Source organism: Lacrimispora algidixylanolytica (assembly GCF_003609635.1).
GTDB classification, from domain to species: domain Bacteria; phylum Bacillota; class Clostridia; order Lachnospirales; family Lachnospiraceae; genus Lacrimispora; species Lacrimispora algidixylanolytica.
The window spans coordinates 272,257-292,975 of record NZ_MCIA01000001.1 but is presented as its reverse complement, the minus strand read 5'-3'; the positions used below and the strand labels follow the sequence as shown (position 1 = coordinate 292,975).

Annotated in this window: 20 protein-coding genes; 19 read left to right on the top strand and 1 reads right to left on the bottom strand. The window is 40.9% G+C overall.

All coding sequences use genetic code 11. The features are described 5' to 3' along the window. The first annotated feature begins 104 nt into the window (after positions 1 to 104). The 8 genes from BET01_RS01380 (at position 105) to BET01_RS01345 (ending at position 7,145) form a co-directional block, all read left to right on the top strand. Positions 105 to 1,847: an RICIN domain-containing protein gene (locus tag BET01_RS01380; protein WP_120194963.1), complete on the top strand. Its 1,743-nt coding sequence runs from the start codon at positions 105 to 107 to the stop codon at positions 1,845 to 1,847. Between the two features lie 348 nt (positions 1,848 to 2,195). Beyond that, positions 2,196 to 2,798: a hypothetical protein gene (locus BET01_RS01375; RefSeq protein ID WP_120194962.1), complete on the top strand. Its 603-nt coding sequence runs from the start codon at positions 2,196 to 2,198 to the stop codon at positions 2,796 to 2,798. Positions 2,799 to 3,092: 294 nt separating this feature from the next. After that, a complete protein-coding gene (locus tag BET01_RS01370; protein WP_120194961.1) occupies positions 3,093 to 3,371 on the top strand; it encodes a YciI family protein in 279 nt (92 codons plus the stop codon). 113 nt (positions 3,372 to 3,484) lie between these two features. Further along, on the top strand, positions 3,485 to 4,399 hold the full coding sequence (locus BET01_RS01365; RefSeq protein ID WP_120194960.1) for a helix-turn-helix transcriptional regulator: 915 nt from the start codon (positions 3,485 to 3,487) through the stop codon (positions 4,397 to 4,399). A gap of 49 nt (positions 4,400 to 4,448) precedes the next feature. Then, the gene (locus tag BET01_RS01360; RefSeq protein ID WP_120194959.1) at positions 4,449 to 5,006 is read left to right on the top strand and encodes a GNAT family N-acetyltransferase; all 558 of its coding nucleotides are present in this window, start codon (positions 4,449 to 4,451) and stop codon (positions 5,004 to 5,006) included. A gap of 31 nt (positions 5,007 to 5,037) precedes the next feature. Continuing rightward, positions 5,038 to 5,745: a DNA alkylation repair protein gene (locus tag BET01_RS01355; RefSeq protein WP_120194958.1), complete on the top strand. Its 708-nt coding sequence runs from the start codon at positions 5,038 to 5,040 to the stop codon at positions 5,743 to 5,745. Positions 5,746 to 5,878: 133 nt separating this feature from the next. Next, positions 5,879 to 6,328: a MarR family winged helix-turn-helix transcriptional regulator gene (locus BET01_RS01350; protein WP_120194957.1), complete on the top strand. Its 450-nt coding sequence runs from the start codon at positions 5,879 to 5,881 to the stop codon at positions 6,326 to 6,328. A gap of 61 nt (positions 6,329 to 6,389) precedes the next feature. Next, the gene (locus tag BET01_RS01345; protein ID WP_158584960.1) at positions 6,390 to 7,145 is read left to right on the top strand and encodes an EFR1 family ferrodoxin; all 756 of its coding nucleotides are present in this window, start codon (positions 6,390 to 6,392) and stop codon (positions 7,143 to 7,145) included. Between the two features lie 227 nt (positions 7,146 to 7,372). Here BET01_RS01345 and BET01_RS01340 read toward each other — a convergent pair whose 3' ends face one another. Then, on the bottom strand, positions 7,373 to 8,059 hold the full coding sequence (locus BET01_RS01340) for a CatA-like O-acetyltransferase (protein ID WP_120194955.1): 687 nt from the start codon (positions 8,057 to 8,059) through the stop codon (positions 7,373 to 7,375). Positions 8,060 to 8,303: 244 nt separating this feature from the next. Here BET01_RS01340 and BET01_RS01335 point away from each other — a divergent pair, with 244 nt between their 5' ends. The 11 genes from BET01_RS01335 to BET01_RS01285 all read left to right on the top strand — a co-directional run bounded on the left by BET01_RS01335 (position 8,304) and on the right by BET01_RS01285 (position 20,718). Continuing rightward, positions 8,304 to 8,978, top strand: coding sequence for a hypothetical protein (locus BET01_RS01335; RefSeq protein ID WP_120194954.1), 675 nt, complete (start codon positions 8,304 to 8,306; stop codon positions 8,976 to 8,978). A 502-nt stretch (positions 8,979 to 9,480) separates the two neighbouring features. Then, positions 9,481 to 10,962 carry a glycoside hydrolase family 43 protein gene (locus BET01_RS01330; RefSeq protein WP_120195322.1) on the top strand — a complete coding sequence of 494 codons (1,482 nt, stop codon included), beginning with the start codon at positions 9,481 to 9,483 and terminating at the stop codon, positions 10,960 to 10,962. A gap of 131 nt (positions 10,963 to 11,093) precedes the next feature. After that, positions 11,094 to 12,749, top strand: a complete 1,656-nt coding sequence (locus BET01_RS01325; protein WP_243117088.1) for a glycoside hydrolase family 43 protein — start codon at positions 11,094 to 11,096, stop codon at positions 12,747 to 12,749. 2 nt (positions 12,750 to 12,751) lie between these two features. Further along, positions 12,752 to 14,020: a glycoside hydrolase gene (locus tag BET01_RS01320; protein WP_120194953.1), complete on the top strand. Its 1,269-nt coding sequence runs from the start codon at positions 12,752 to 12,754 to the stop codon at positions 14,018 to 14,020. 175 nt (positions 14,021 to 14,195) lie between these two features. Further along, complete coding sequence (allE, locus tag BET01_RS01315; RefSeq protein ID WP_120194952.1) at positions 14,196 to 14,987, top strand: (S)-ureidoglycine aminohydrolase; 792 nt, start codon at positions 14,196 to 14,198, stop codon at positions 14,985 to 14,987. Between the two features lie 91 nt (positions 14,988 to 15,078). Next, positions 15,079 to 15,651 carry a GNAT family N-acetyltransferase gene (locus tag BET01_RS01310; protein WP_120194951.1) on the top strand — a complete coding sequence of 191 codons (573 nt, stop codon included), beginning with the start codon at positions 15,079 to 15,081 and terminating at the stop codon, positions 15,649 to 15,651. A 6-nt stretch (positions 15,652 to 15,657) separates the two neighbouring features. Then, a complete protein-coding gene (locus BET01_RS01305) occupies positions 15,658 to 16,590 on the top strand; it encodes a helix-turn-helix transcriptional regulator (protein ID WP_120194950.1) in 933 nt (310 codons plus the stop codon). Then, the gene (locus BET01_RS01300) at positions 16,587 to 17,213 is read left to right on the top strand and encodes a DJ-1/PfpI family protein (protein ID WP_120194949.1); all 627 of its coding nucleotides are present in this window, start codon (positions 16,587 to 16,589) and stop codon (positions 17,211 to 17,213) included. The genes BET01_RS01305 and BET01_RS01300 overlap by 4 nt, the downstream gene beginning before the upstream one ends. Positions 17,214 to 17,479: 266 nt before the next feature. Next, on the top strand, positions 17,480 to 18,328 hold the full coding sequence (locus BET01_RS01295) for a MurR/RpiR family transcriptional regulator (RefSeq protein WP_120194948.1): 849 nt from the start codon (positions 17,480 to 17,482) through the stop codon (positions 18,326 to 18,328). 2 nt (positions 18,329 to 18,330) lie between these two features. Next, positions 18,331 to 19,242, top strand: coding sequence for an N-acetylmuramic acid 6-phosphate etherase (gene murQ / locus BET01_RS01290; RefSeq protein WP_120194947.1), 912 nt, complete (start codon positions 18,331 to 18,333; stop codon positions 19,240 to 19,242). A gap of 45 nt (positions 19,243 to 19,287) precedes the next feature. Continuing rightward, positions 19,288 to 20,718, top strand: coding sequence for a PTS transporter subunit EIIC (locus BET01_RS01285; protein ID WP_120194946.1), 1,431 nt, complete (start codon positions 19,288 to 19,290; stop codon positions 20,716 to 20,718). Position 20,719: the final 1 nt, after the last annotated feature.

Genomic DNA, 20,719 nt, shown 5'->3' with positions numbered 1-20,719 from the left:
AAGGAGGAAATGATAATCTGTAAAACAGAGAAAGGCGGAACAATATTTTCATAGATAGATATGTTTAAGGGGACAATTTAAACAAAAGTTGAGGAGGTATTCGTATGATTAAGTTTAAAAGGCCTGCTGCCTTGCTGCTCAGTGTCATGCTCATCTTATCCATGATACCGGGAATACCGGCAATGGCTGCAAATTCGCTAACCGTTGATTGCAACAATGTGTTCCGAGATGTAACTCATTGTGCCAATGGCTCTCTGTATGGAATTACAGAAAGTATACCGGCTGATGTTAACTCTCTAGTAGCACCATTAAAACCATATGTGATGAGGAATCCGGCCAGGGGTGGGAACGGAAACCAACATCCATATGGAGATGCAATCCTAGTATCCAAACGGCTGGAATCCATTCCAAGTGCAAAGGTTTCCATCGATCTGGCAGATATGCTTCCAAACTGGCCTTATAAATGGCCGGGCATGACTAGCTGGCTAGACCAGGTGAAATCCTTTATCAAGGATAAAAAAGCCTCAGGACGTGATAATTATTATGGCTATGAAATCTGGAATGAGCCGGGTGGTACCTGGAATAAAGCCAATGGAAGCTTTCATGATATGTGGAAACAGACCTATGATGTGATCCGGGCCAACGATCCGGGAGCTAAGATTATAGGACCATGTGAAAGTTATTATAACAATAGTCAAATGAAAGAATTTCTGACCTTTTGTAAGGCCAATAACTGTTTGCCAGACATTATGAGCTGGCATGAGCTCTCAGGAGGACCTCAAACGATTGCTCCAAACATCAGAGCCTACAGAGCGCTTGAATCATCTTTGGGAATTAGAACACTGCCTCTAAGCATCAATGAATATTGTGATCCCAATCATGACCTAGAAGGACAACCTGGCTCTTCTGCTCGCTTTATTGCTAAATTTGAGCGCCATATGGTAGAGAGCGCCTCCATCACTTGGTGGTTCGTACCAACTCCCGGAAGACTGGGTAGCCTTCTTGCAACCAATTCTCAAAAAGGAGCAGGCTGGTTTTTCTATAAGTGGTATGGAGATATGTCCGGAAAAATGGTTTATGTAACTCCTCCAAATGATGATAGCAACCTGGTGGATGGTGCAGCTTGCGTTGATTCCAATGCAAAATACATCAGCCTTATTTTCGGAGGACAAAATGATGGTACGATTAACACCACATTTAAGAACATCCCTTCCTTTATTGGTTCCACTGCCTCAGTTAAAGTGGAAAAGATAGATTGGGTGAGCAAGGATACGGTATCAAATGGACCGGCTGTCCTGTCAAATATCAATTATTCCGTAGTTAATGGTCAGATTTCCGTGAACTTATCCGGCTGTAACGCAAGCTCCGGTTATCGCATCTATATCACTCCAGGCAGTGGCACAGTTCCAGATACTGGAATCGTATCCGGCGGTACTTATAAACTGATCAACAGAGGCAGTGGAAAAGCTCTTGATGTCAGTAACGGTTCCACCGCTGACGGAGCCGATGTAGTCCAGTGGGGTTATAGTGGCAATATAAATCAAAAATGGGTCTTAACGGATACTGGCAATGGATATAAGATCATCAATTCAAACAGCGGTAAGGCTCTGGACGTCTATAAAAGTTCTACTGAAGATGGAGCCGATGTAATCCAATGGACAGACAAAGGTCAGAATAACCAGAAATGGAATTTGGTTGACGTAGGAAACGGTTATTACAATCTGGTTAATGTAAACAGTGGTAAGTACCTAGATGTTGAAAAAGGCTCCACTGCCGATGGCGGTAATGTAATTCAATGGAGCAGCAACAATGGTTCTAATCAGCAGTGGCAGATTATAGCGCCTTAGTTTGAGTAGGGCTGGGGTGAGCTGGTGCAGCAGTGAAAAATCACTTATTTGCTCCTAAAATTAATCGTTAAGAAGAGTAATGGATAAAAAGGCAGGATCATGGCGAAAGTCATATTCTGTCTTTTTTCTTGTAAAGAAACCTTGGTAAAGTTTACCATTGAACGATTTTTATGATATGGTGTATATTGTAATATACATGATTGCATTTCCAAAGGGTATAGTAATCTGATTGGTGTGATTGAAATTTATATCTGAACTGGTGTATAATGTTATTAGCATGTACTAACTGCTTCTTGCAAAATTTTAACTGGAACTATCATTTTAGTGTTTTAAGAAATGAGGAAAAGGATGAAGAAAGAATTAACATATTTTAAAATAGAGAATGCATTTGGGGGAAGTCAAGATTGGTTTCGGGACCCAATTATGAATATGGGAGGCTGCGGGGCAGCAGCAGCGTGTGATGTCTGCATCAATGCTGCACTCCATCACAAGAAAGAACATCTTTACCCCTATGACGTTCATGGACTTAATAAAGAGGATTATATTAAGTTCTCTGCCAAGATGAAGCCCTATCTCAGGCCCCGTATCAAAGGAATCGATACTTTGGAAATATTTATGGCTGGGTTTCATGACTATTTAGACGATGTGGGAGAACATACAATCAAGTTGTCAGGATGTCATGGAGATGCGCCTGTTACAGAAGCAATTCGTGCCGTAAAACAACAAATTGATCAGGGAATATCAATCCCTTACTTGCTGCTTCGTCATGAAAATGTCAATTTTAAGGATCTCGTATGGCATTGGTTTATGTTAGTGGGATACGAAGAAGTGGATGGTGAGTTTTATGTTAAAACAGCCACCTATGGTGGATATCGCTGGATCTCTCTTCGGGAACTTTGGGCAACTGGTTACCAGAAAAAGGGTGGAATGGTAATGGTAAATTATTCCTAATTAAAATTATTGGGTTTACAACATAAGGAAAATTCATAAAACAGGCAGGTAATCAAGAAAAGTGGTTACTTGCCTGTTTTGATTTAGATTGCACCAGGTAACAAAAAGCTTACCATACACCATAAAAACCTCTTTAAATTCGGAGGAAATATATGGTATTATATTAATATTAATTTTCTTATTTGATAGGGCGTACTAAGTTGTATGTCGGTGCGATGGAACAAGTAAGAAGTACGATATCTATCTTTAATGAATAAAGTTGTTTATTAAAAAATGAAAGGAGTTATAAGAATTATGTACGTATACTTAATGAAAAATTTAAAGCCGCTAAACGAGGAAGTCGTAAAGAAACATGTGGCGCATCTAAAAGAATTAAAGAGCCAAGGAAAGCTTGTGCTTTGTGGGCCATTTACGGATTATCCCGGAGGAATGGTGGTAATTACGGCAGAGAATTTGGAGGAGGCGACTAAAATAGCAGAAGCGGATCCATTCATGGCCTCTGGATACAAATCCTTTGAGATCAGAACCATGGAACAGGCAAATGAAGAGAATTATTATCTGTTGGAAGAATAAAACCATTGCCTAAGATATAAAATGATGCCCATCCACCATGCAAAATCTGTACAAAGAATGGAAAGCAAAAAAACAATAACTGCCTCATAATAAACAGGAAGGGAGGGATAACAATGGAAGTATTGAATCAGACTCAAAAGGTCATAGACATGCTGGAAGCGGACATAATGAACGTGGATTATGAAAGAATCACGAAGCTGACGGGAATTCCACTGGGTCTTTATCAACGGATATTCACCTATATCTGCAATATCTCTATATCCGGATATGTGCGGAAAAGAAAATTAACCTTGTCGGCAGAGCTGCTTCTTAGAGGGAATAAAAGTGTGACCGAAGTTGCAATGGAATGCGGATACGAAAATAGTTCTGCGTTTACAAGGGCCTTTAAAGAACATTTTTCAATTCCGCCTGTATTGATTACAAATGATATATATCTGAAACATGCGACCAATCCTCTCTCCTTAACCAATCAAGATACATATTATGTTCTGGAGGGAAAAAGAGTGATGGCAGATATTGCAAAGCTGGAGTATGAGGATATGCAGGATGTGCTGCTCATTGGAATCAGCAGCAAAGATTATGGCGTTACCACAAAAGAATTGTGGGGGATATTCTGGGAACAGGGGTTTGATCAGGTACTTCACGAATATCAGGATCGTTATGTTTCCATGGAGGACTGTATTGGAGTTGGGTATATGACTGATTTTGCAGATGATACAGGGCTTGGAGAGACTTATATTGTGGGGAAGTATTTTAAGGTAGGAACGCCTATTCCAAAAGGGATGACTGGAAGAATTATTAAGGGCGGAACCATTGCAAAGGCTCAGATAGCGGCAAAGAATCTGGATGATATTGTGAATAACGCATATATCCTTCTTTCTGGTATGGTTCAGAAAAATGGATATAAACTGCTTTATGACAATTTTTATTGGGTGGAGTATTATTCCGTCAGCAGATTTTGCGAACCTGCAGAAAATGGTGCAGATCAGCTTATTCTTGATTTTCATATGCCTTGTATGAAAATATAAATGTAAAAAGTATCTGTATTTATGGGTTTCATCAATAAAGGAGTAAAAAATGGGTAATCCTTATGATAAGGTTCCGTACATGGTTACGGATGGAGTGATACTTAGAAAGATCGTTGCATCGGATCTTGATGGATTGTATGAGATTTACAGCAATGAGAATATATTTACGTATATCCCCGGAGATGTGAAGAAGAATAAAGCCACGGTGGAACATATGATTGGTCATTTTGAACGGGATTTCAATAAGAAAAAAGTGATATTCTTAGGAATCTGCCTTGCCAAATCCCCAGATGAAATCATAGGAGTGGCGGAAATGTTTGATTATGATGATAAGGTCAATATGATTACCATTGGCTATCGTCTAAACGAAGGTTTCTGGGGCCAGGGAATTGCAAAGCAAGCTGTGAAAGCAATGGTGGATTATTTATTTGAAACTGTTATGATTAACCGGATTCAGGCATTTGTAATGGTTGCCAATGAGAGATCTCAAAGAGTGTTGCAGAAAAGTGGATTCAAAAAAGAAGGTATCTTAAGGCAGGCTCAATATTGGAAAGGCAAAGGAGTCGTTGATCTGGAGGTATATTCCCTTCTTCGCTCTGATTTGTAGACAAACTGTGTGTTAAAGAAAGGAGTTTCCTGTGAAAGTTGAAATGATATTAAAGGAATTGGAAGCCTTGGGTTCTGAGAGAACGAAAAAATCATATTTGCAGCAGGGAGCTCACGAACCACTTTTTGGAGTTGCTACGGGAGCTATGAAGCCAATAGCTAAAAAGGTTAAGGGGAATCAGGCAGTAGCAGAAGAACTTTATGCCACTGGGAATTACGATGCCATGTACCTTGCCGGAATGATCGCAGATGTAAAGGCCATGACAGAAGCTGATTTTGACCGATGGATGGAAGGCGCTTATTTTTATATGATCTCCGATTTTATTGTGGCGGTAAGTCTGGCAGAGACTGAATTTGCAATGGAGGTTTCAGACCGTTGGATCTTAGACGGAAGGGAATTATACGGGTCTGCGGGATATAGCTGCTACTGCTGGCTGCTGGGAAATCGTAAGGATGAGGAATTTGATCAGGACAAGCTTAGTGAGATGCTGGACCTTGTGAAGAAAACCATCCACACCAGTGAAGACCGAGTCAAGTATGCTATGAATCTATTTGTAGTGACCATAGGAGTTTCCTACCTTCCCTTGCATGAGAAGGCAGTGGAAGTGGCCCATGCCATTGGAATGATAGAGATATCCGATGGAAAAGGGAAACATAACCTGCCGGTCGCTTCCGTTGAAATACAAAAGGCAGTTCAAAAAGATAGACTAGGATTCAAACGAAGAAACGTGAGATGCTAATTAATGGAAGTGATTCCAGGAGATAGATATTAAGATAGGAACGTGCTATTGACAGCACGTTTTTATTATGTTAAATTAGTTAAAAGAATTTAATTAAATTGTTTTAATAATATATTTAAGATTGGGGCATGAGATGCAAGAAAAGCTTTCTTCCTTAGTAAATTTGTTATGGCAGGAATGTATCCAGAATTTAAATACAATTATGAAAGAAGATGAGGTTAATAAATTTTCAAATAATGACTATTATTATTTGCTGGTAATTCATTCCCTGCAAAAACCCAATTTCACACAGATTGCAAATAAACTGTCCCTGACAAAGCCGGCAGTTTCCGTTATTATCCGAAAACTTCAAAACCTAGATCTGGTAAAGAAGATGCAGTCAGAAGAAGACAAAAGAGTATTTTATGTTGAGCTGACGAAAAAAGGATCCAGCATATTACAAGGGGATCAGGCGGTTTATCAATGGGTGTCGGACATGATCACAGACATCGCAGAAGATGAAAAAGAGGTTCTGATAATGGAACGTATCTTCTCTAAGTTAGTGGAAAGGCTGGAGGAGAGAGCCGTTGAACCTAAGGAATAGGAACAAGAAGAGACGAGAGATGATTGCAATTGGTCGTGAGGTGACAGGAAGGAGAATTAGGATGATATTTTATTTTAGTGGAACTGGTAATTCCAAACACGTTGCCAAGAAGGTGGCGAAAGAAACAGGGGATCGCCTTATTTATATGACTCAATCCAAGTTAAAGGAGGGCATAACCTATGAAATTGGCAAACAGGAAACCATTGGATTCGTGTTTCCGGTGTATTGGTACACCCTTCCTACGTTGGTGGAACGTTTTATAAAGCAACTTCATTTCTCTGGATATGAGAATCAATATATGTATGCCATTGCTACATTTGGCTTTTCCGCCGGCAATGTTATGGACCGTCTGGAAGCACTGCTAAAGGAAAAGAAGTTAAAGTTAAACGGCGCTTTTGGAGTAAAGATGGTAGATAACTATGTGGTTGGTTATGACATCATAAGTCTGGATAAACAAAAGGAACTATTAGATAAAGCAGAAGTTCAGATTGATCAAATCATCCCTTTCATTGAAAAACGGGAACATATTCAGCAAATAACGAAGGGAAGTCTTGCTTTTATATTACCTCTCACCGGATATGCCTATCGAAAAACAGATCACAGCAAAAAGTTCCATGTGAATGAGTCCTGCAATGGGTGCACAAAGTGTGCAACTCAGTGTCCCAGTGAAACGATAGAGATGGTAAACGGAAAACCTGTATGGACCGGAGATTGTACCTTTTGTCTAAAGTGCATTCATGGATGCAAGCAAAGAGCGGTTCAGTACGGGAAATCGACGGAAAAGCGGGGGAGATACCAATATAGCAGGGAGGCTTAATATAAGCAAAGGTGCTGTTGCAAAATAAAAATAGTCATGCTAGAAAATGATGTGAGAAAACTACGATTTGGTCAGTTTTATACTACCCCCACATAGGACAATGAAATATAAAAGTCCTGTATGGGGGTATTGTCATGTAATATATATAATCCTAATGTATAGACGGCCATCACAAATTAATTTTGTAACATCTTCTTATTTTGAAGAGAGGGTGAGTTGTTTTTTCCTTATTTTTTGGAATCATCATCCAGCCATCTCTCAGGCTCATTTATTAAAATTTGCAATTCCTCAAAAAAGCAGTTTACATGCCAACCATCCGTAGTAGCATGGTGTACCGTTATGGAGATGGGCATTGTACTGATTTCCCCATTTGTAGTATATTTACCAGCTTCAATGGAGGGAAAATAATACGGCTTGCTTTCATAACTGTGGACGGAAAAATGTTGAAAATCAATCCATGGGATACATGATACCGTATAGCAGTTTACTGGGAGTGTTTGAAGGGGCTGGGCCAGGATCCCACGATTATCCCCGTACTCCTTTTCATTCTCCAGATATCCACGATAGAACTCCATAAATGATTTGTTGTATGGTGTCCACACTAAGGAAATGCTTTTATTATCATCATGAAAAGTTGGGTACAGTGGAGTAAGGGTATCCCAATATCCAAGCACATCCTCCTTTAGTGCCACTTTAAATTCAATATGTTGATTTAGTATTGAAGTCACTAACCATACATAAGCGGGATAAAATTTGAGTTCACGTTCCTTCAATGCCTTTTTCATAATAGTAATATCCAAAAGGACTGTTAGTGAAAACCCAGTAGGCGCCATTTGGGTAAAGTAATGAAACATCTGGCCTCGTGACCAGGATTGTAAATCCAAAGGGGTAAAGTTGTTGTCGTTGTTGTTCATAGTAAATATCTCCTTACCAGCAATCTATAGAATGGGATTGCTTTTTTCTATCATAACCTCTGTAAGAAGTACTGACAATAAACGCTTCGTAGAGTTTGATTATCATTGATAAACGAACCTATGAAGACTCCGTGGTTACAGTGCGCAACCAGATATGCTTGGCTCTTTTATCAATCAAATAAACATTAAGAAGAACATGTGATACAATAAAAATAGAAATAAAATCGTATCAGGGGGCAGTGAAATGAAAAGAAAGATGATTATAATTGCAACAACAGTATTGAGTTTATGCATGTTCTCAGGTTGTCAGAAATCTCAGCTGGAGACATTATCACAAGAAACAGAAAGTTCCTATCAAAGTCTGATAAAGGTGGAAACAACGACTCTTCAGAATGAGGATAAGAAAACAGAAATTCAAAATTCAAATCAATCTTCAGAAGTAAATGAAGAGACTAATTCAAACATTACGTTAGATGAAAGCCGTATCATAAAGGATCAGACCTTTGTTGCCACGTTAAATGACTGGGGGGAAGTTACCTTTGTCACTTATGGACCAAAGCCAGGTGCTGATTTTGAGGATGTCACCTTTTATTTGATGAAGAATAAAAAGGTAGTGTATGCATTTCCATTCTATGGAGAAGACAATAAAATCAATGAGATCGGAGGCCTTTTTGACAGCGTAGCTTCAATCGGATTTCGTGATGTTAATCATGATGATTTAGAAGATATTATTGTTATTATAAACTACGTTACAGGCGCGGGTCCACAAGGTATGGTGCCCAGGCCTAAAGTAAGAATCTTCCGGGCAGATAAAAAGGAATTTCATCTTGCCAAAGATTTAATTGATGATATCACCAATCAAATGAATGAAAGTGATCTTACCATTAACGGCATATATAAGTATCTGAAAAGTAAGTAACAGTGTCAAGGTTCCAATGAAGATAAAATGTCCCCAGATGTTTGCAAAAACATCAAGGGGCATTTTTTGTCTTGCCATGAGTTACGCTTTTGTACAATCGGATGCATTGGTCTAATATTTTTATAAGGTTTAGAAATTTGACGGGCTTTTTTCTATAGAATGGAATCTTGTATTACTTAGGAAAGCTATTATGATTATTATGAACCCAGAGGTTTTAAATGAAGCCAGATATAGAATTTAAAAAGATTTTAAAAACTTTTATTTTGATGTTTACAAATCTCTCTTAAATTTCTTTATATAGTATAGACTTGCAAATCTAAAGTATTAAAAAGTAACCGAAGTTAAAAAATTGGCATATAAAGTTATAGGTTCTCAATTAGTGCCGGCAAAGAGAACTGGAGTGCCAGGTATCACCTTAAAAAACGTTTCATATGGGAAACTAAAAGGTGATGAAAGATTAAAAAACAAATATGGAGAAAGAAAAAACAGGAGGTATTTATTTATGGGTAACGAAAGAGCTATGCTTGCTGCAAAAGCAACAATTGCAAAAACAGTGGGAAATTCAAATCCACTCATTGACCATCATTTGGGGGCTGATCCCTATGCACTGACCTATAACGGCAGAGTTTATATCTACATGTCAAGCGATAATTACGAATACAACAGCAATGGTACAATTAAAGATAATACCTTTGCAAACTTAAAGAGTGTATTCGTAATATCTTCCGAAGACATGGTAAACTGGACCGATCACGGGGCCATTCCAGTTGCAGGGGCAAACGGTCTAAATGGGGGACAAGGTATAGCAAAATGGGCAGGTAATTCCTGGGCTCCTGCGGCGGCAGTGAAAAATATTAATGGTAAAGATAAGTTTTTCCTTTACTTTGCAAATGGCGGCGGTGGAATTGGTGTACTGACTGCGGACAGCCCTATTGGGCCATGGAGTGATCCTCTGGGAAGAGCTCTTGTCACAACCAACACATCTGGTATGCCTGGAGTTGTATGGCTGTTTGACCCTGCTGTATTTATAGACAACGATGGAACTGGATATTTGTACTGTGGTGGTGGAATTCCCGGAGATCCAAATTCAAGTCAGGCACAGCGGGCAAATCCAAAAACAGCCAGAGTGCTTCGCTTGGGTGGCGATATGATTAGTGTTGTGGGAAGTGCTTCTACCATTGATGCGCCCTTTATGTTTGAAGATTCTGGAATGCATAAGTTTAACGGTGTTTACTACTACTCCTACTGCATCAATTTTTCCGGCACTCATCCATCAGACAAGCCGGCTGGTGAAATCGGATATATGACCAGCAATAGTCCAATGGGACCATTTACCTACAAAGGTCATTTCCTGAAAAATCCGGGCGTGTTCTTTCGCTCTGGCGGTAATAATCACCACTGCGTATTCCAGTTTAAGAACCAGTGGTATGTGGTATACCACGCTCAGACGGTCAGTCAGGCATTATATGGCTCTGGAAAAGGATATCGCTCTCCTCACATCAATCAGTTGATTCATAACAGCGATGGAAGCATTCGAGAGGTTGCAGCCGATTATGCTGGCATTGCTCAGCTTTCCAGCTTAGATCCGTACAAGAGAGTAGAAGCAGAAACATTTGGATGGAACGGCGGAATCTTAACCGAAAAGTCCAACGCATCAGGTGGTCCTGTGTACAATCAAAATATCACTGGAATCAATAATGGTGACTGGATTGGTTTAGGCAATGTTAACTTTGGTTCTGGAGGTGCTAAAAGTTTTAAAGCAAATGTGGCTTCTGCCTCAGGAGGCAAGATTGAAGTGCGCCTTGATAGTACAAGTGGAACTCTAATAGGGACACTGAATGTACCAAACACTGGCGGTATGCAGAGCTGGAAAGAAGTTGAAACCTCCATAAGCGGTGCCACAGGCGTGCATAAATTGTTCTTTGTATTCACTGGAAATGGAAGTGGTGACTTATTTAAGTTTGACTACTGGAAGTTTTCATAAAGCACCTAGAAATATAATAAAGTTTTAGTTAGGACGTGCGGTCCTAAATTTCAAAGGACGAAACGTACCGACCGCACGTTTTAAAAGGCCAAGGAAGGCCAAAAGCGCCTTTCATAAAAGGGGGATTTTTAATGAGCAATATAATAAATGAAGCACAAGGAAATGAAACCACAACCGAGATGCTTTTCTCACGAACCGATATGAAATTAGCCTGGCAGTCTGATAATGGAGATGGTACCTATACCAATCCCATTTTGAATGCAGATTATCCAGACATTGCAGCCATACGAGTGGGAAATGATTTTTATATGGTCAGTTCTACCTTTGTATCCTTTCCTTCCATACCGATTATGCACTCCAGGGATTTGGTGAATTGGGAGATCATTGGATACGTAACCCCAGATTTAAATGGAACCGGAAAATCTTATAACCTAACCGATAACTTTGAGGATTACGGTCATGGATGCTGGGCTCCCACCATTGCTTACCGAAACGGTGTATTTTATGTGGGAATCTATCAGGCACAGGGCAGATTTATTCTGTGTACCGCCACCAACCCAGCCGGTCCTTATACCAAAACTGTATTTAACCAGGGATTTCACGATCCTGCCCTGTTTCTTGATGAGGATGGAACGGGATATATTATTTCAGAAGCAAATGACGTTAAGATTAGTAAGCTGAGCAGCGATTATAAATCCGTTGTAAACAGTAGAGTGAGTACAAGAATCGAAGGGGTAACGGGCAAATATTTAGTGGAAGGAACTCATGTGATTAAGAAAAACGGATATTATTATATCTTCCGTAATTCAACACCTCCGGAATCCTACACCTACTGCCTGCGTTCCAAAAACATTTACGGTCCCTATGAGATGAGAATCCTTTTAGATGGACCAAGAATTTCAGGCGGAAGCCAGATTCATCAAGGCGGACCAATTGATACATCTACCGGTGAATGGTGGTTCTATGTGTTCCAGGATTGTAACGGTGTGGGCCGCAGAGATATCTTAGTGCCCATGCAGTGGCAAAATGACTGGCCTATATTAGGAGTTCCATCAACGGTGAAAAATGTGACATTAGGCGGAAAGAGTTATCCAATCGGCAGCGTACCAATCACGTACAAAAAGCCAAACGTTGGAGGAACTTATCAGCCAGTCTCCATTCCCACAAGCGATGAATTTAGTTCCAATACACTGGGCGTGCAGTGGCAGTGGAATCATTACCCAGATAATGGAAGATGGTCCTTAACCGAGCGCTCTGGTTATTTGCGGCTTCGCGCTAAGACGGCTAAGAATCTATGGCGAGCCAGCAATACCCTCACTCAAAGAGTCCAGGGGCCGGATTGTCAGGGTACCATTGAACTGGATACAACCAATATGAAAGATGGGGATCAGGCAGGTCTATGTCTGTTAAATATCCCTTACGGCTCTATTGGTATCATAAAATCTGGTGGAGTAAAGAAAATCGTAGCGAATATCAATGCTAAGGAAGATGGTCAGGGCACCGTGACAAATGGACCAGTATTACAAGGAAATACGGTTTATTTGCGGGCAAACGCTAACCTTCTTACCGACAAGGCAACTTTTTCTTATAGTACAAACAATGTAAACTTTACTCAGCTTGGTGGACAGCTAACTATGCCTTTTGACCTTGGTTTCTTCCAAGGCGACAAGTTTGGGATCTATAATTTCACAACAGCCTCCTCTGGCGGCTATGTGGATGTGAACTGGTTTCACTTTGACAGCTCTGTGAAAAAGAGTGTCAACAAATTAGAATTGGAGGAAAAATAAGAATGGACGAAAAAATATTAGCAGGAAGTAATATTCTTAGAACTGAGGAAGATACCCCACAAGAAGATTTTTTAAGAGCAAGTTTAGCAGCCGCATCAAATGAAGCAAATATCAACTTATCTTCACAAAAACAGCTCATTCGTGGTTTTGGTGGTATGAACCACCCAGGTTGGGTTGGTGATTTAACGGCATCTCAAAGAGAAACTGCCTTTGGAAATGGTAATAACCAACTTGGCTTTTCCGTTCTTAGAATGTCTGTTGATGAGAATAAGAACAATTGGAGCAAAGAGGTGGCAACCGCAAAAAAGGCAATTGAAAAAGGAGCGATTGTATTTGCTTCTCCTTGGAATCCACCTAGTGATATGGTAGAAACCTTTACTAGAGACGGTGTAGCCAATCAGAAACGGCTGCGCTATGATAAGTACGGCGCATACGCTCAGCATTTAAATGATTTCGTTACCTATATGAAGAACAATGGAGTCAATCTCTATGCCATCTCCGTTCAGAATGAGCCAGATTATGCTCATACCTGGACTTGGTGGACACCAGCAGAGATGCTTAATTTTATGAAGAATTATGCAGGCTCCATTAACTGTAAAGTCATTGCTCCAGAGTCATTTTCTTATGTAAAGAATATATCTGATCCGATTTTAAATGATTCCAAGGCACTTGCCAACATGGATATCCTGGGGGCTCATCTTTATGGCACACCAGTAAGTAATTTCCCTTATTCTCTCTTTAAACAAAAAGGAGCAGGGAAGGAACTGTGGATGACAGAAGTTTATCATCCAAACAGCAACAACAATTCCGCAGACCTATGGCCAGAAGCACTCGAAGTATCCATTCATATGCACAATGCTATGGTAGAAGCAGAATTCCAGATGTATGTATGGTGGTATATTCGAAGACAGTACGGTCCGATGAAAGAAGATGGAACCATTAGTAAACGTGGTTATAACATGGCTCATTTCTCAAAATTCGTTAGACCAGGTTATGTGAGAGTGGATGCCACAAAGAGTCCAGGTTACGATGTGTATGTATCTGCTTATAAGGGCGGAGGAAAAGCCATTATTATAGCAATCAACAAAAACACTTCATCTGTCAGCCAGAAATTCAACATTCAAAATGGTACCTTAGGTTCTGTCGCTTCTTGGGTGACAGACAGTAGCAGAAATCTTTCTTACGGTTCTGGTTATTCCGTATCTGGTGGCTCCTTTACCGCCCAGCTTCCGGCAAGAAGTGTTACCACCTTTGTAGTTGATTTAAAGTAAAAATAACGCTGCATTCATTGGTAGCAGTCGTTAGTAAGAATTTGTAATAATAAAGATCCGGGTTGGAACAGGAGTGTTCCAATCCGGATTTTTCTATTGCAATTTCTCGCTTTTATGCTATGATTTCATTTAACTAACGGCGTAGTCTTCAGCATAACAATCTTAGGAGGAAAACATGAGTTATTTAAATGGAAACACAGGATACCGCAAAGACATTCTAAGCACACGTTCTGTCATCAAAAAAGGTAATTATGCAATCCTCGAACCAGATGGGCTTGTTAAAAATACGATTCCAGGTTTTGAACAATGCGAGATTACCATTCTGGGATCTCCCTTACTTGGGGCTTCTTTTGTGGATTATTTAGTAAACCCAGCGCCAGGAGGTGGAAACAGAACCGGATTTGGTGTTTCTGGGGAAGAAATCTTCTTTTATGTATTTGAGGGAACGGTAAAAGTATGGAATGATAATGAGGAAGCGCAGGTTACAGACGGCGGCTATATCTACTGCCCAGACGGAACCCAGCTTCACTTTGAAAATACAGGAGATACCAGTGCCAGATGCTTTTTATATAAACGATTGTATCACCGAATTGAGGGATATGAAGCCCATACGGTAATTGGTAACATCAATGATGTGGATTGGGTTCATTATGAAGGTATGGACGATGTGCTGGTAAAGGATTTTCTTCCTTCCGCAACGAACTTAGGCTTTGACATAAACTTTCATATCCTTGCCTTTAAGCCAGGGGCTTGTCATGGATATATTGAAACTCATGTCCAGGAACATGGAGCTTATATCTACTCCGGCGAAGGTATGTATGTTCTGGATCAGGATTGGATTCCTGTTAAGAAGGGGGATTACCTGTTTATGGGAGCCTATTGTCCCCAGGCGGCATATGGAGTTGGCCGGGAAGATTTATTTGCTTATATCTACTCAAAGGATTGCAATCGTGATGTAAGACTATAAATGGAAAACGAATCAGTACAGGCAAAATATGACTATGACATACAGGTGTCATAGTCATTTCGCTATGATAGGCTAAAAGGAGGAGATTTAAATGGAAGATGTATATAAAAGCTGTCCGGTGCTGGAAAACGACCGGTATATTCTTACGTTTGTATCCATGGAGGATGCGCCTGATTTATTAAAGGTTTATAGTGATGAACGGTCCGTTCCACTTTTTAACAGCGATAATTGCCATGGAGACCGATTTTATTATAGGACCTTAGACCGTATGGAAGAGGCAATCCAATTTTGGATTATGGAATATGAAAAGAAGCGGTATGTGCGGTGGACAATCTTTGGAAAAGAGAAAGAGGAAGTGGTGGGGACCATAGAACTGTTTCATCGGGATTCTACGGATTATTTTAATGATTGCGGCTTATTACGATTGGATCTTCGCAGCGATTATGAAAGGAAAGAGGTGATTACGGACATACTCTCCTTAGTGATACGAAACACCTGGGAAGGATTTCACTGTCAATTCATAGCCACCAAGGCCGTCAAAGAAGCTGGAATCAGAATTGAGGCCCTGAATCAACTTGGATTTTCACCAACGGATTATAAGCTGATTGGTCATGATGGAACGGAATATGGAGATTATTTCGTTCTTACAAAAACACAGGAGTAAAAGAAAATGAAGATTGACCGCCTGTTAGGCATCACCATTTATTTATTAAACCATGGGAGAACAAAGGCGTCTGTGCTGGCAGAGCATTTTGAAGTCTCCATACGGACCATTATGAGGGATATGGACACTCTTTGCCTGGCTGGGATTCCCGTGTCCTCTAATTTTGGAACCGATGGTGGGTTTGAAATTATGGAAACCTTTCAGATGCACAGGCAGGTGGCTGGTGAGATCGATTACAGCTTTGTAGTCAGTGCTTTACAGGGGTTGGCCTCCGCTTATCATGATAAGGAGCTGGAAGCCACGTTGGAAAAGTTGGAATGTCTTTCTTCTCCACAAAAGTCTCCTATGGTTCTGGACCTAAGCGTTGTCCATGAGAACAGGGATACCAATGAACTTTTGTATCTGCTAAACCAATGGACTCAGAAAAAGGTGAGAGTGTCATTTGCTTATACCAATGCCAGAGATGAAAAAAGCCAGGTGGTGGTAGAACCGGTGTGCACCATATACCGGTGGTATCATTGGTATTTAATCGGCTATCACTTAAAGTATCAAGAGTACCGCATGTATAAGGTGGCACGGATGGATGACTTGAACACGACTAGTGAGGAAAATGGAAGAACACATAACATAAAAGAAGTCAAAGAATTTCTAGAACATGGAGAGGATCAGCGGAAAAAAATCAAGGTGCGCCTTTTGTGCCGGGACAGGCTAAGGTCCAAATGTCGGGAATATCTGGGTGCTTCCATTACAAAGGAATCTGATGCCGGTGATTTTGAATGTGAAATTCGGGTACCAGAGGATGAGACGTTTTGGTATGGGGTGCTTTTATCCTTTGGAGCCGATGCGAAGGTATTAGAACCAGAGTCACTGATGGAACGAATCCAAAAGGATTGTGTGGATATCTTGAAAAATTATGAGAAAATAGAGGATAACAAATGAAAAACATATATCTTTATCTCCTAGATACCATGGCGGACTGGGAAACCGGTTATATTCTCCAGGGACTCAGTATGCAGGCAATGGCAGGTGAGGTCAAGTATCAGGTGAAAACAGTGGGAATTACAAAGGCTCCCATCAAAACCCTTGGAGGTATGACCATGATACCGGACTGTTCTATAGGTGAAATCAAAGAGGACTCCATAGGAGCCTTACTCCTACCCGGAGCAGATACCTGGAAGGAAGAGCAGCACAAACCAGTACTTGATTTGGTTTTAACTTGTATGGAGCGAAAGATACCGGTTGCCGCCATATGTGGGGCAACGCTTGCTTTGGCGGACCTTGGAATCTTAAACAGCAGAAAACACACCAGCAACTCAGTGGAGTTTCTCTCAGGTTGTTCCAGGGAATACACTGGTAATAGCCTCTACGTCAATCAAATGTCGGTAAGGGCTGAGAATGTAATTACCGCCAGCTCCGCAGGAAGTCTTTTGTGGGCAAAAGATATTATGGAATGCCTGTCTATTTATTCAAAAGAAGTGATTGATTCCTGGTACCGCTACTTTTCAACGGGCAATCCAGAACGTTTTATGGAATTAGTAAGCGCCTTGCAAATAAAAAATTAAACTAGCCTGGTGGGCACTTTTTTTTAAGGATGGAAATAAGCCTTTTCTTCTCCAAAAACAACGGAAGAAGAGAAGGCTTTTTTTCTATGGCTTGTTCTAAGAAAAATAGGGGCTTTTTTCTTGTGAAAAACTATCATATAATGAAACTAAGTTTCATAAGTTTGGCCAAATATTGAAACTTTAAAACAAAAGGGCTAGAATGAAATTAACATAAATTGTGAGATAAGATCATTATTTCATCTGGCCATTCAGAGAGGATGGGGCTTATGAAAGGACTGCTTGTTAGAATCGAGGACTATCTCCAGTATGCAGGGGAAGCGGAAAAGGAGTTGATGGTCCGGCTTCAGAGAAATCCAGAATCAATGCTGAGAAAGAGCATTAAGGAGATTGCAAAGGAAACGTATACTTCACCTGCCACTGTTGTAAGGCTTTGTAAAAAGCTGGGCTGCAAGGGGTATAAGGACTTCCAAAATACCCTAACCTATGAGGTGGCGTTGTTTTGGGAGAGCAAGGAAATCTCATTTCAGACTATCACACCAGAGGACTCGGTGGAGGATATCATCTATAAGGTAACAAAGAAAAACATCGAATCACTGGAAACTACTAGAAAGCTTCTAGAGCCAAAGGTTATTACGGAATGTGTGAAGCTTTTGGAAACCAGCAGAACCGTAACCTTATTCGGTCTAGGTACTTCTCTGTTGGTGGCTAGAGATTTATATTTAAAGTTGCTTCGAGCCGATGTGATCTGCAATGTATGTGACGACTGGCACGCACAGTTTTTAACCGCAAAGAACTTAAAAAAGGATGACCTAGCCATTGTCATAAGCTACTCCGGTCTGACAAAAGAGATGCTTACTTGTGCAAAGGAAGCCAAGGCAAATGGCTCAAAGGTGATTGCAATCACCAGGGCAGTGGATTCCAAGCTGGCAGCAGAGGCTGATTTTGTATTACCCATAGCTGCTACAGAGCTAATACACAGAAGCGGAGCCATGTCATCGAGAATTACTCAATTGAATGTAATAGACGTCTTGTTCACAGCTTATGTAAACCGAAATTACGAATTTTGTATGAAACAATTTGGCAGGACCCACATACAAAAGGACGGAGGAACGTAAAAATGATAGATTTATCAAAATTAACCACAGAGATGCGTAATCCGGATACCATGAACCTGGATCAGATGACTCCCCTTGAAATTGCTTCCATTATGAATCATGAGGATGGAAATGTAGTAAGAGCCATCAAAGAAATCCTTCCTTCTGTGGACCAGGCCATTACGTGGGCAACGGAGAGTCTGAAATCAGGTGGTAGAATTATATACATTGGAGCCGGAACCTCAGGCAGACTAGGCGTTTTAGATGCCGTGGAATGCCCTCCCACCTTTGGAGTTCCCAAAGAACTGGTAGTGGGACTCATAGCAGGAGGCGATCAGGCATTTGTAGAAGCAGTCGAAGGCGCAGAGGACAGTAAGACTCTTTGTGAAGAGGAATTAAAGGGAATTGGTCTAAGAAAAGAAGACATTGTAATTGGTCTGGCGGCTTCTGGCAGAACCCCTTATGTGATCCATGGGCTTCGGTTTGCTGGTCACATGGGTTGTAAGACAGTTGCCATAGCTTGTAACCAGGATTCCGATATCGGCAGAGAAGCACTGCTTGCCATAGAACCTTTAACAGGCCCGGAGGTACTGACTGGCTCCACCAGATTAAAAGCAGGTACCGCTCAGAAGATGATTCTGAACATGATATCAACAGGCAGTATGATTGGAGTTGGAAAGGTTTATGAAAACCTTATGGTGGACGTAAAGCAGAGCAATGAAAAGCTGGTGGTTCGATCTCAAAACATTGTAATGACCGCTACCGAATGCAGCCGCGAGAAAGCGAAAGACGTTTTGGAACAGTCAGACGGTCATGTGAAGACAGCTATTTTAATGATTTTAGCTGAATGTGATGCTGCTACAGCCAGAGAGATGATAGTAGAAGCTGGAGGGAATATCCGAAAGGCTTTTAGTATAGATAGAAAGGAGTTTTAAAAGATAAGTTTAGTATAAAAAAACATAGATAGAGGAGGGTGACTTATGAATTATAAGCAGATCAGTAAAGATTTATTGGTACTTCTAGGAGGAGCGTCTAATATTACTTCCAATGCCGCCTGTATGACAAGACTTCGCATTGGGTTAAAAGACACATCAAAGGTTGAACTTGAGAAAATCAAAAAGCTAGATGGGGTACTTGGCGTGGTGGAGAGCGATACACTCCAGATTGTCTTTGGACCGGGAAAGGTAAATAAAGTTCTCGATGAGTTCTATCAGCTTACCGGACTTTCCAAAGGCCAGGCACAAGACGGGGAAGCTCAGGACACCCAGGATGTGGCAAGAGAAAACAAAGCAGTACAGAAGGCAAAATACGATAAACCAGTTCAGCGGTTTCTAAAGAAAATAGCTAATATTTTCGTGGCACTGTTACCTGGAATTATTGCAGCAGGACTTATTAATGGAATCTGCAATGTAATCAATGTTTCCACTGGAGGCGCCTTAAATGGAGTTTGGTGGTATGCTTGCATCCGCACCATGGGCTGGGCTTTATTTGCTTATCTACCTATTTTGGTAGGCTATAATGCCGCTAGGGAATTTGGTGGCTCTGGTGCTCTTGGTGCCATCGCAGGAGCTATGTCCATAGTCAATCCTGCCATGCCACTTTTGGCAACCATTAAGGATAACCAGATCATCTTGCCAATTACCAATTCCGTCTTTAACCCGGCTTCAGGTGGTCTTTTGGCAGCTTTAATTGCAGGTATGTTCTTTGCCGTATTGGAGAAGAAAATCCGCAAACATATCCCGGATCTTATCGATACCTTTATAAGCCCACTTTTGGTACTGATTATTGGTGGTATCGTAGCATTGCTGGTAATCCAGCCTCTGGGAGCAGGTCTAACAAAAGTAATCTTTGCAGTGTTAAGTTTTGCTTATGAAAAGATGGGAGTGGTAGGTGGTTATATCTTGTCCGCAGGATTTTTACCACTGGTAGCCGTTGGACTTCATCAGGCACTTACCCCGATTCACTCCATGTTAAATGACCCTGCTGGTGCCTCAAAGGGCATCAATTACTTACTTCCTATCCTTATGATGGCAGGTGGAGGCCAGGTAGGCGCAGGTCTTGCCTTGTACATAAAAACAAAAAATAAAAAATTGAAACGATATATCAAAGACTCCATACCAGTAGGAATCCTTGGAATCGGGGAACCTCTCATGTATGCAGTGACTCTGCCTCTTGGACGGTCCTTTCTTACCGCATGTATCGGTAGCGGTTTTGGAGGAGCCCTGGCTGCCATTCTTCACCTTGGTACGGTTTCACAGGGTGTTTCCGGTTTGTTTGGTCTTTTGATTGTACAGCCTGGACAGCAGTTGGGATTTTTGCTGGCAATGCTGACCGCATACGCAGGCGGATTCCTTGTTACTTATTTCTTTGGAGTAGATGAAGACAGAATCAACGAAGTATATGGGGAATAAT

Coding starts and splice junctions, on each gene's coding strand:
- BET01_RS01380 (WP_120194963.1), top strand. CDS start 105: ATGATTAAGTTTAAAAGGCCTGCTGCCTTGCTGCTCAGTGTCATGCTC.
- BET01_RS01375 (WP_120194962.1), top strand. CDS start 2,196: ATGAAGAAAGAATTAACATATTTTAAAATAGAGAATGCATTTGGGGGA.
- BET01_RS01370 (WP_120194961.1), top strand. CDS start 3,093: ATGTACGTATACTTAATGAAAAATTTAAAGCCGCTAAACGAGGAAGTC.
- BET01_RS01365 (WP_120194960.1), top strand. CDS start 3,485: ATGGAAGTATTGAATCAGACTCAAAAGGTCATAGACATGCTGGAAGCG.
- BET01_RS01360 (WP_120194959.1), top strand. CDS start 4,449: ATGGGTAATCCTTATGATAAGGTTCCGTACATGGTTACGGATGGAGTG.
- BET01_RS01350 (WP_120194957.1), top strand. CDS start 5,879: ATGCAAGAAAAGCTTTCTTCCTTAGTAAATTTGTTATGGCAGGAATGT.
- BET01_RS01345 (WP_158584960.1), top strand. CDS start 6,390: ATGATATTTTATTTTAGTGGAACTGGTAATTCCAAACACGTTGCCAAG.
- BET01_RS01340 (WP_120194955.1), bottom strand. CDS start 8,059: ATGAACAACAACGACAACAACTTTACCCCTTTGGATTTACAATCCTGG.
- BET01_RS01335 (WP_120194954.1), top strand. CDS start 8,304: ATGAAAAGAAAGATGATTATAATTGCAACAACAGTATTGAGTTTATGC.
- BET01_RS01330 (WP_120195322.1), top strand. CDS start 9,481: ATGGGTAACGAAAGAGCTATGCTTGCTGCAAAAGCAACAATTGCAAAA.
- BET01_RS01325 (WP_243117088.1), top strand. CDS start 11,094: ATGAGCAATATAATAAATGAAGCACAAGGAAATGAAACCACAACCGAG.
- BET01_RS01320 (WP_120194953.1), top strand. CDS start 12,752: ATGGACGAAAAAATATTAGCAGGAAGTAATATTCTTAGAACTGAGGAA.
- allE (WP_120194952.1), top strand. CDS start 14,196: ATGAGTTATTTAAATGGAAACACAGGATACCGCAAAGACATTCTAAGC.
- BET01_RS01310 (WP_120194951.1), top strand. CDS start 15,079: ATGGAAGATGTATATAAAAGCTGTCCGGTGCTGGAAAACGACCGGTAT.
- BET01_RS01305 (WP_120194950.1), top strand. CDS start 15,658: ATGAAGATTGACCGCCTGTTAGGCATCACCATTTATTTATTAAACCAT.
- BET01_RS01300 (WP_120194949.1), top strand. CDS start 16,587: ATGAAAAACATATATCTTTATCTCCTAGATACCATGGCGGACTGGGAA.
- BET01_RS01295 (WP_120194948.1), top strand. CDS start 17,480: ATGAAAGGACTGCTTGTTAGAATCGAGGACTATCTCCAGTATGCAGGG.
- murQ (WP_120194947.1), top strand. CDS start 18,331: ATGATAGATTTATCAAAATTAACCACAGAGATGCGTAATCCGGATACC.
- BET01_RS01285 (WP_120194946.1), top strand. CDS start 19,288: ATGAATTATAAGCAGATCAGTAAAGATTTATTGGTACTTCTAGGAGGA.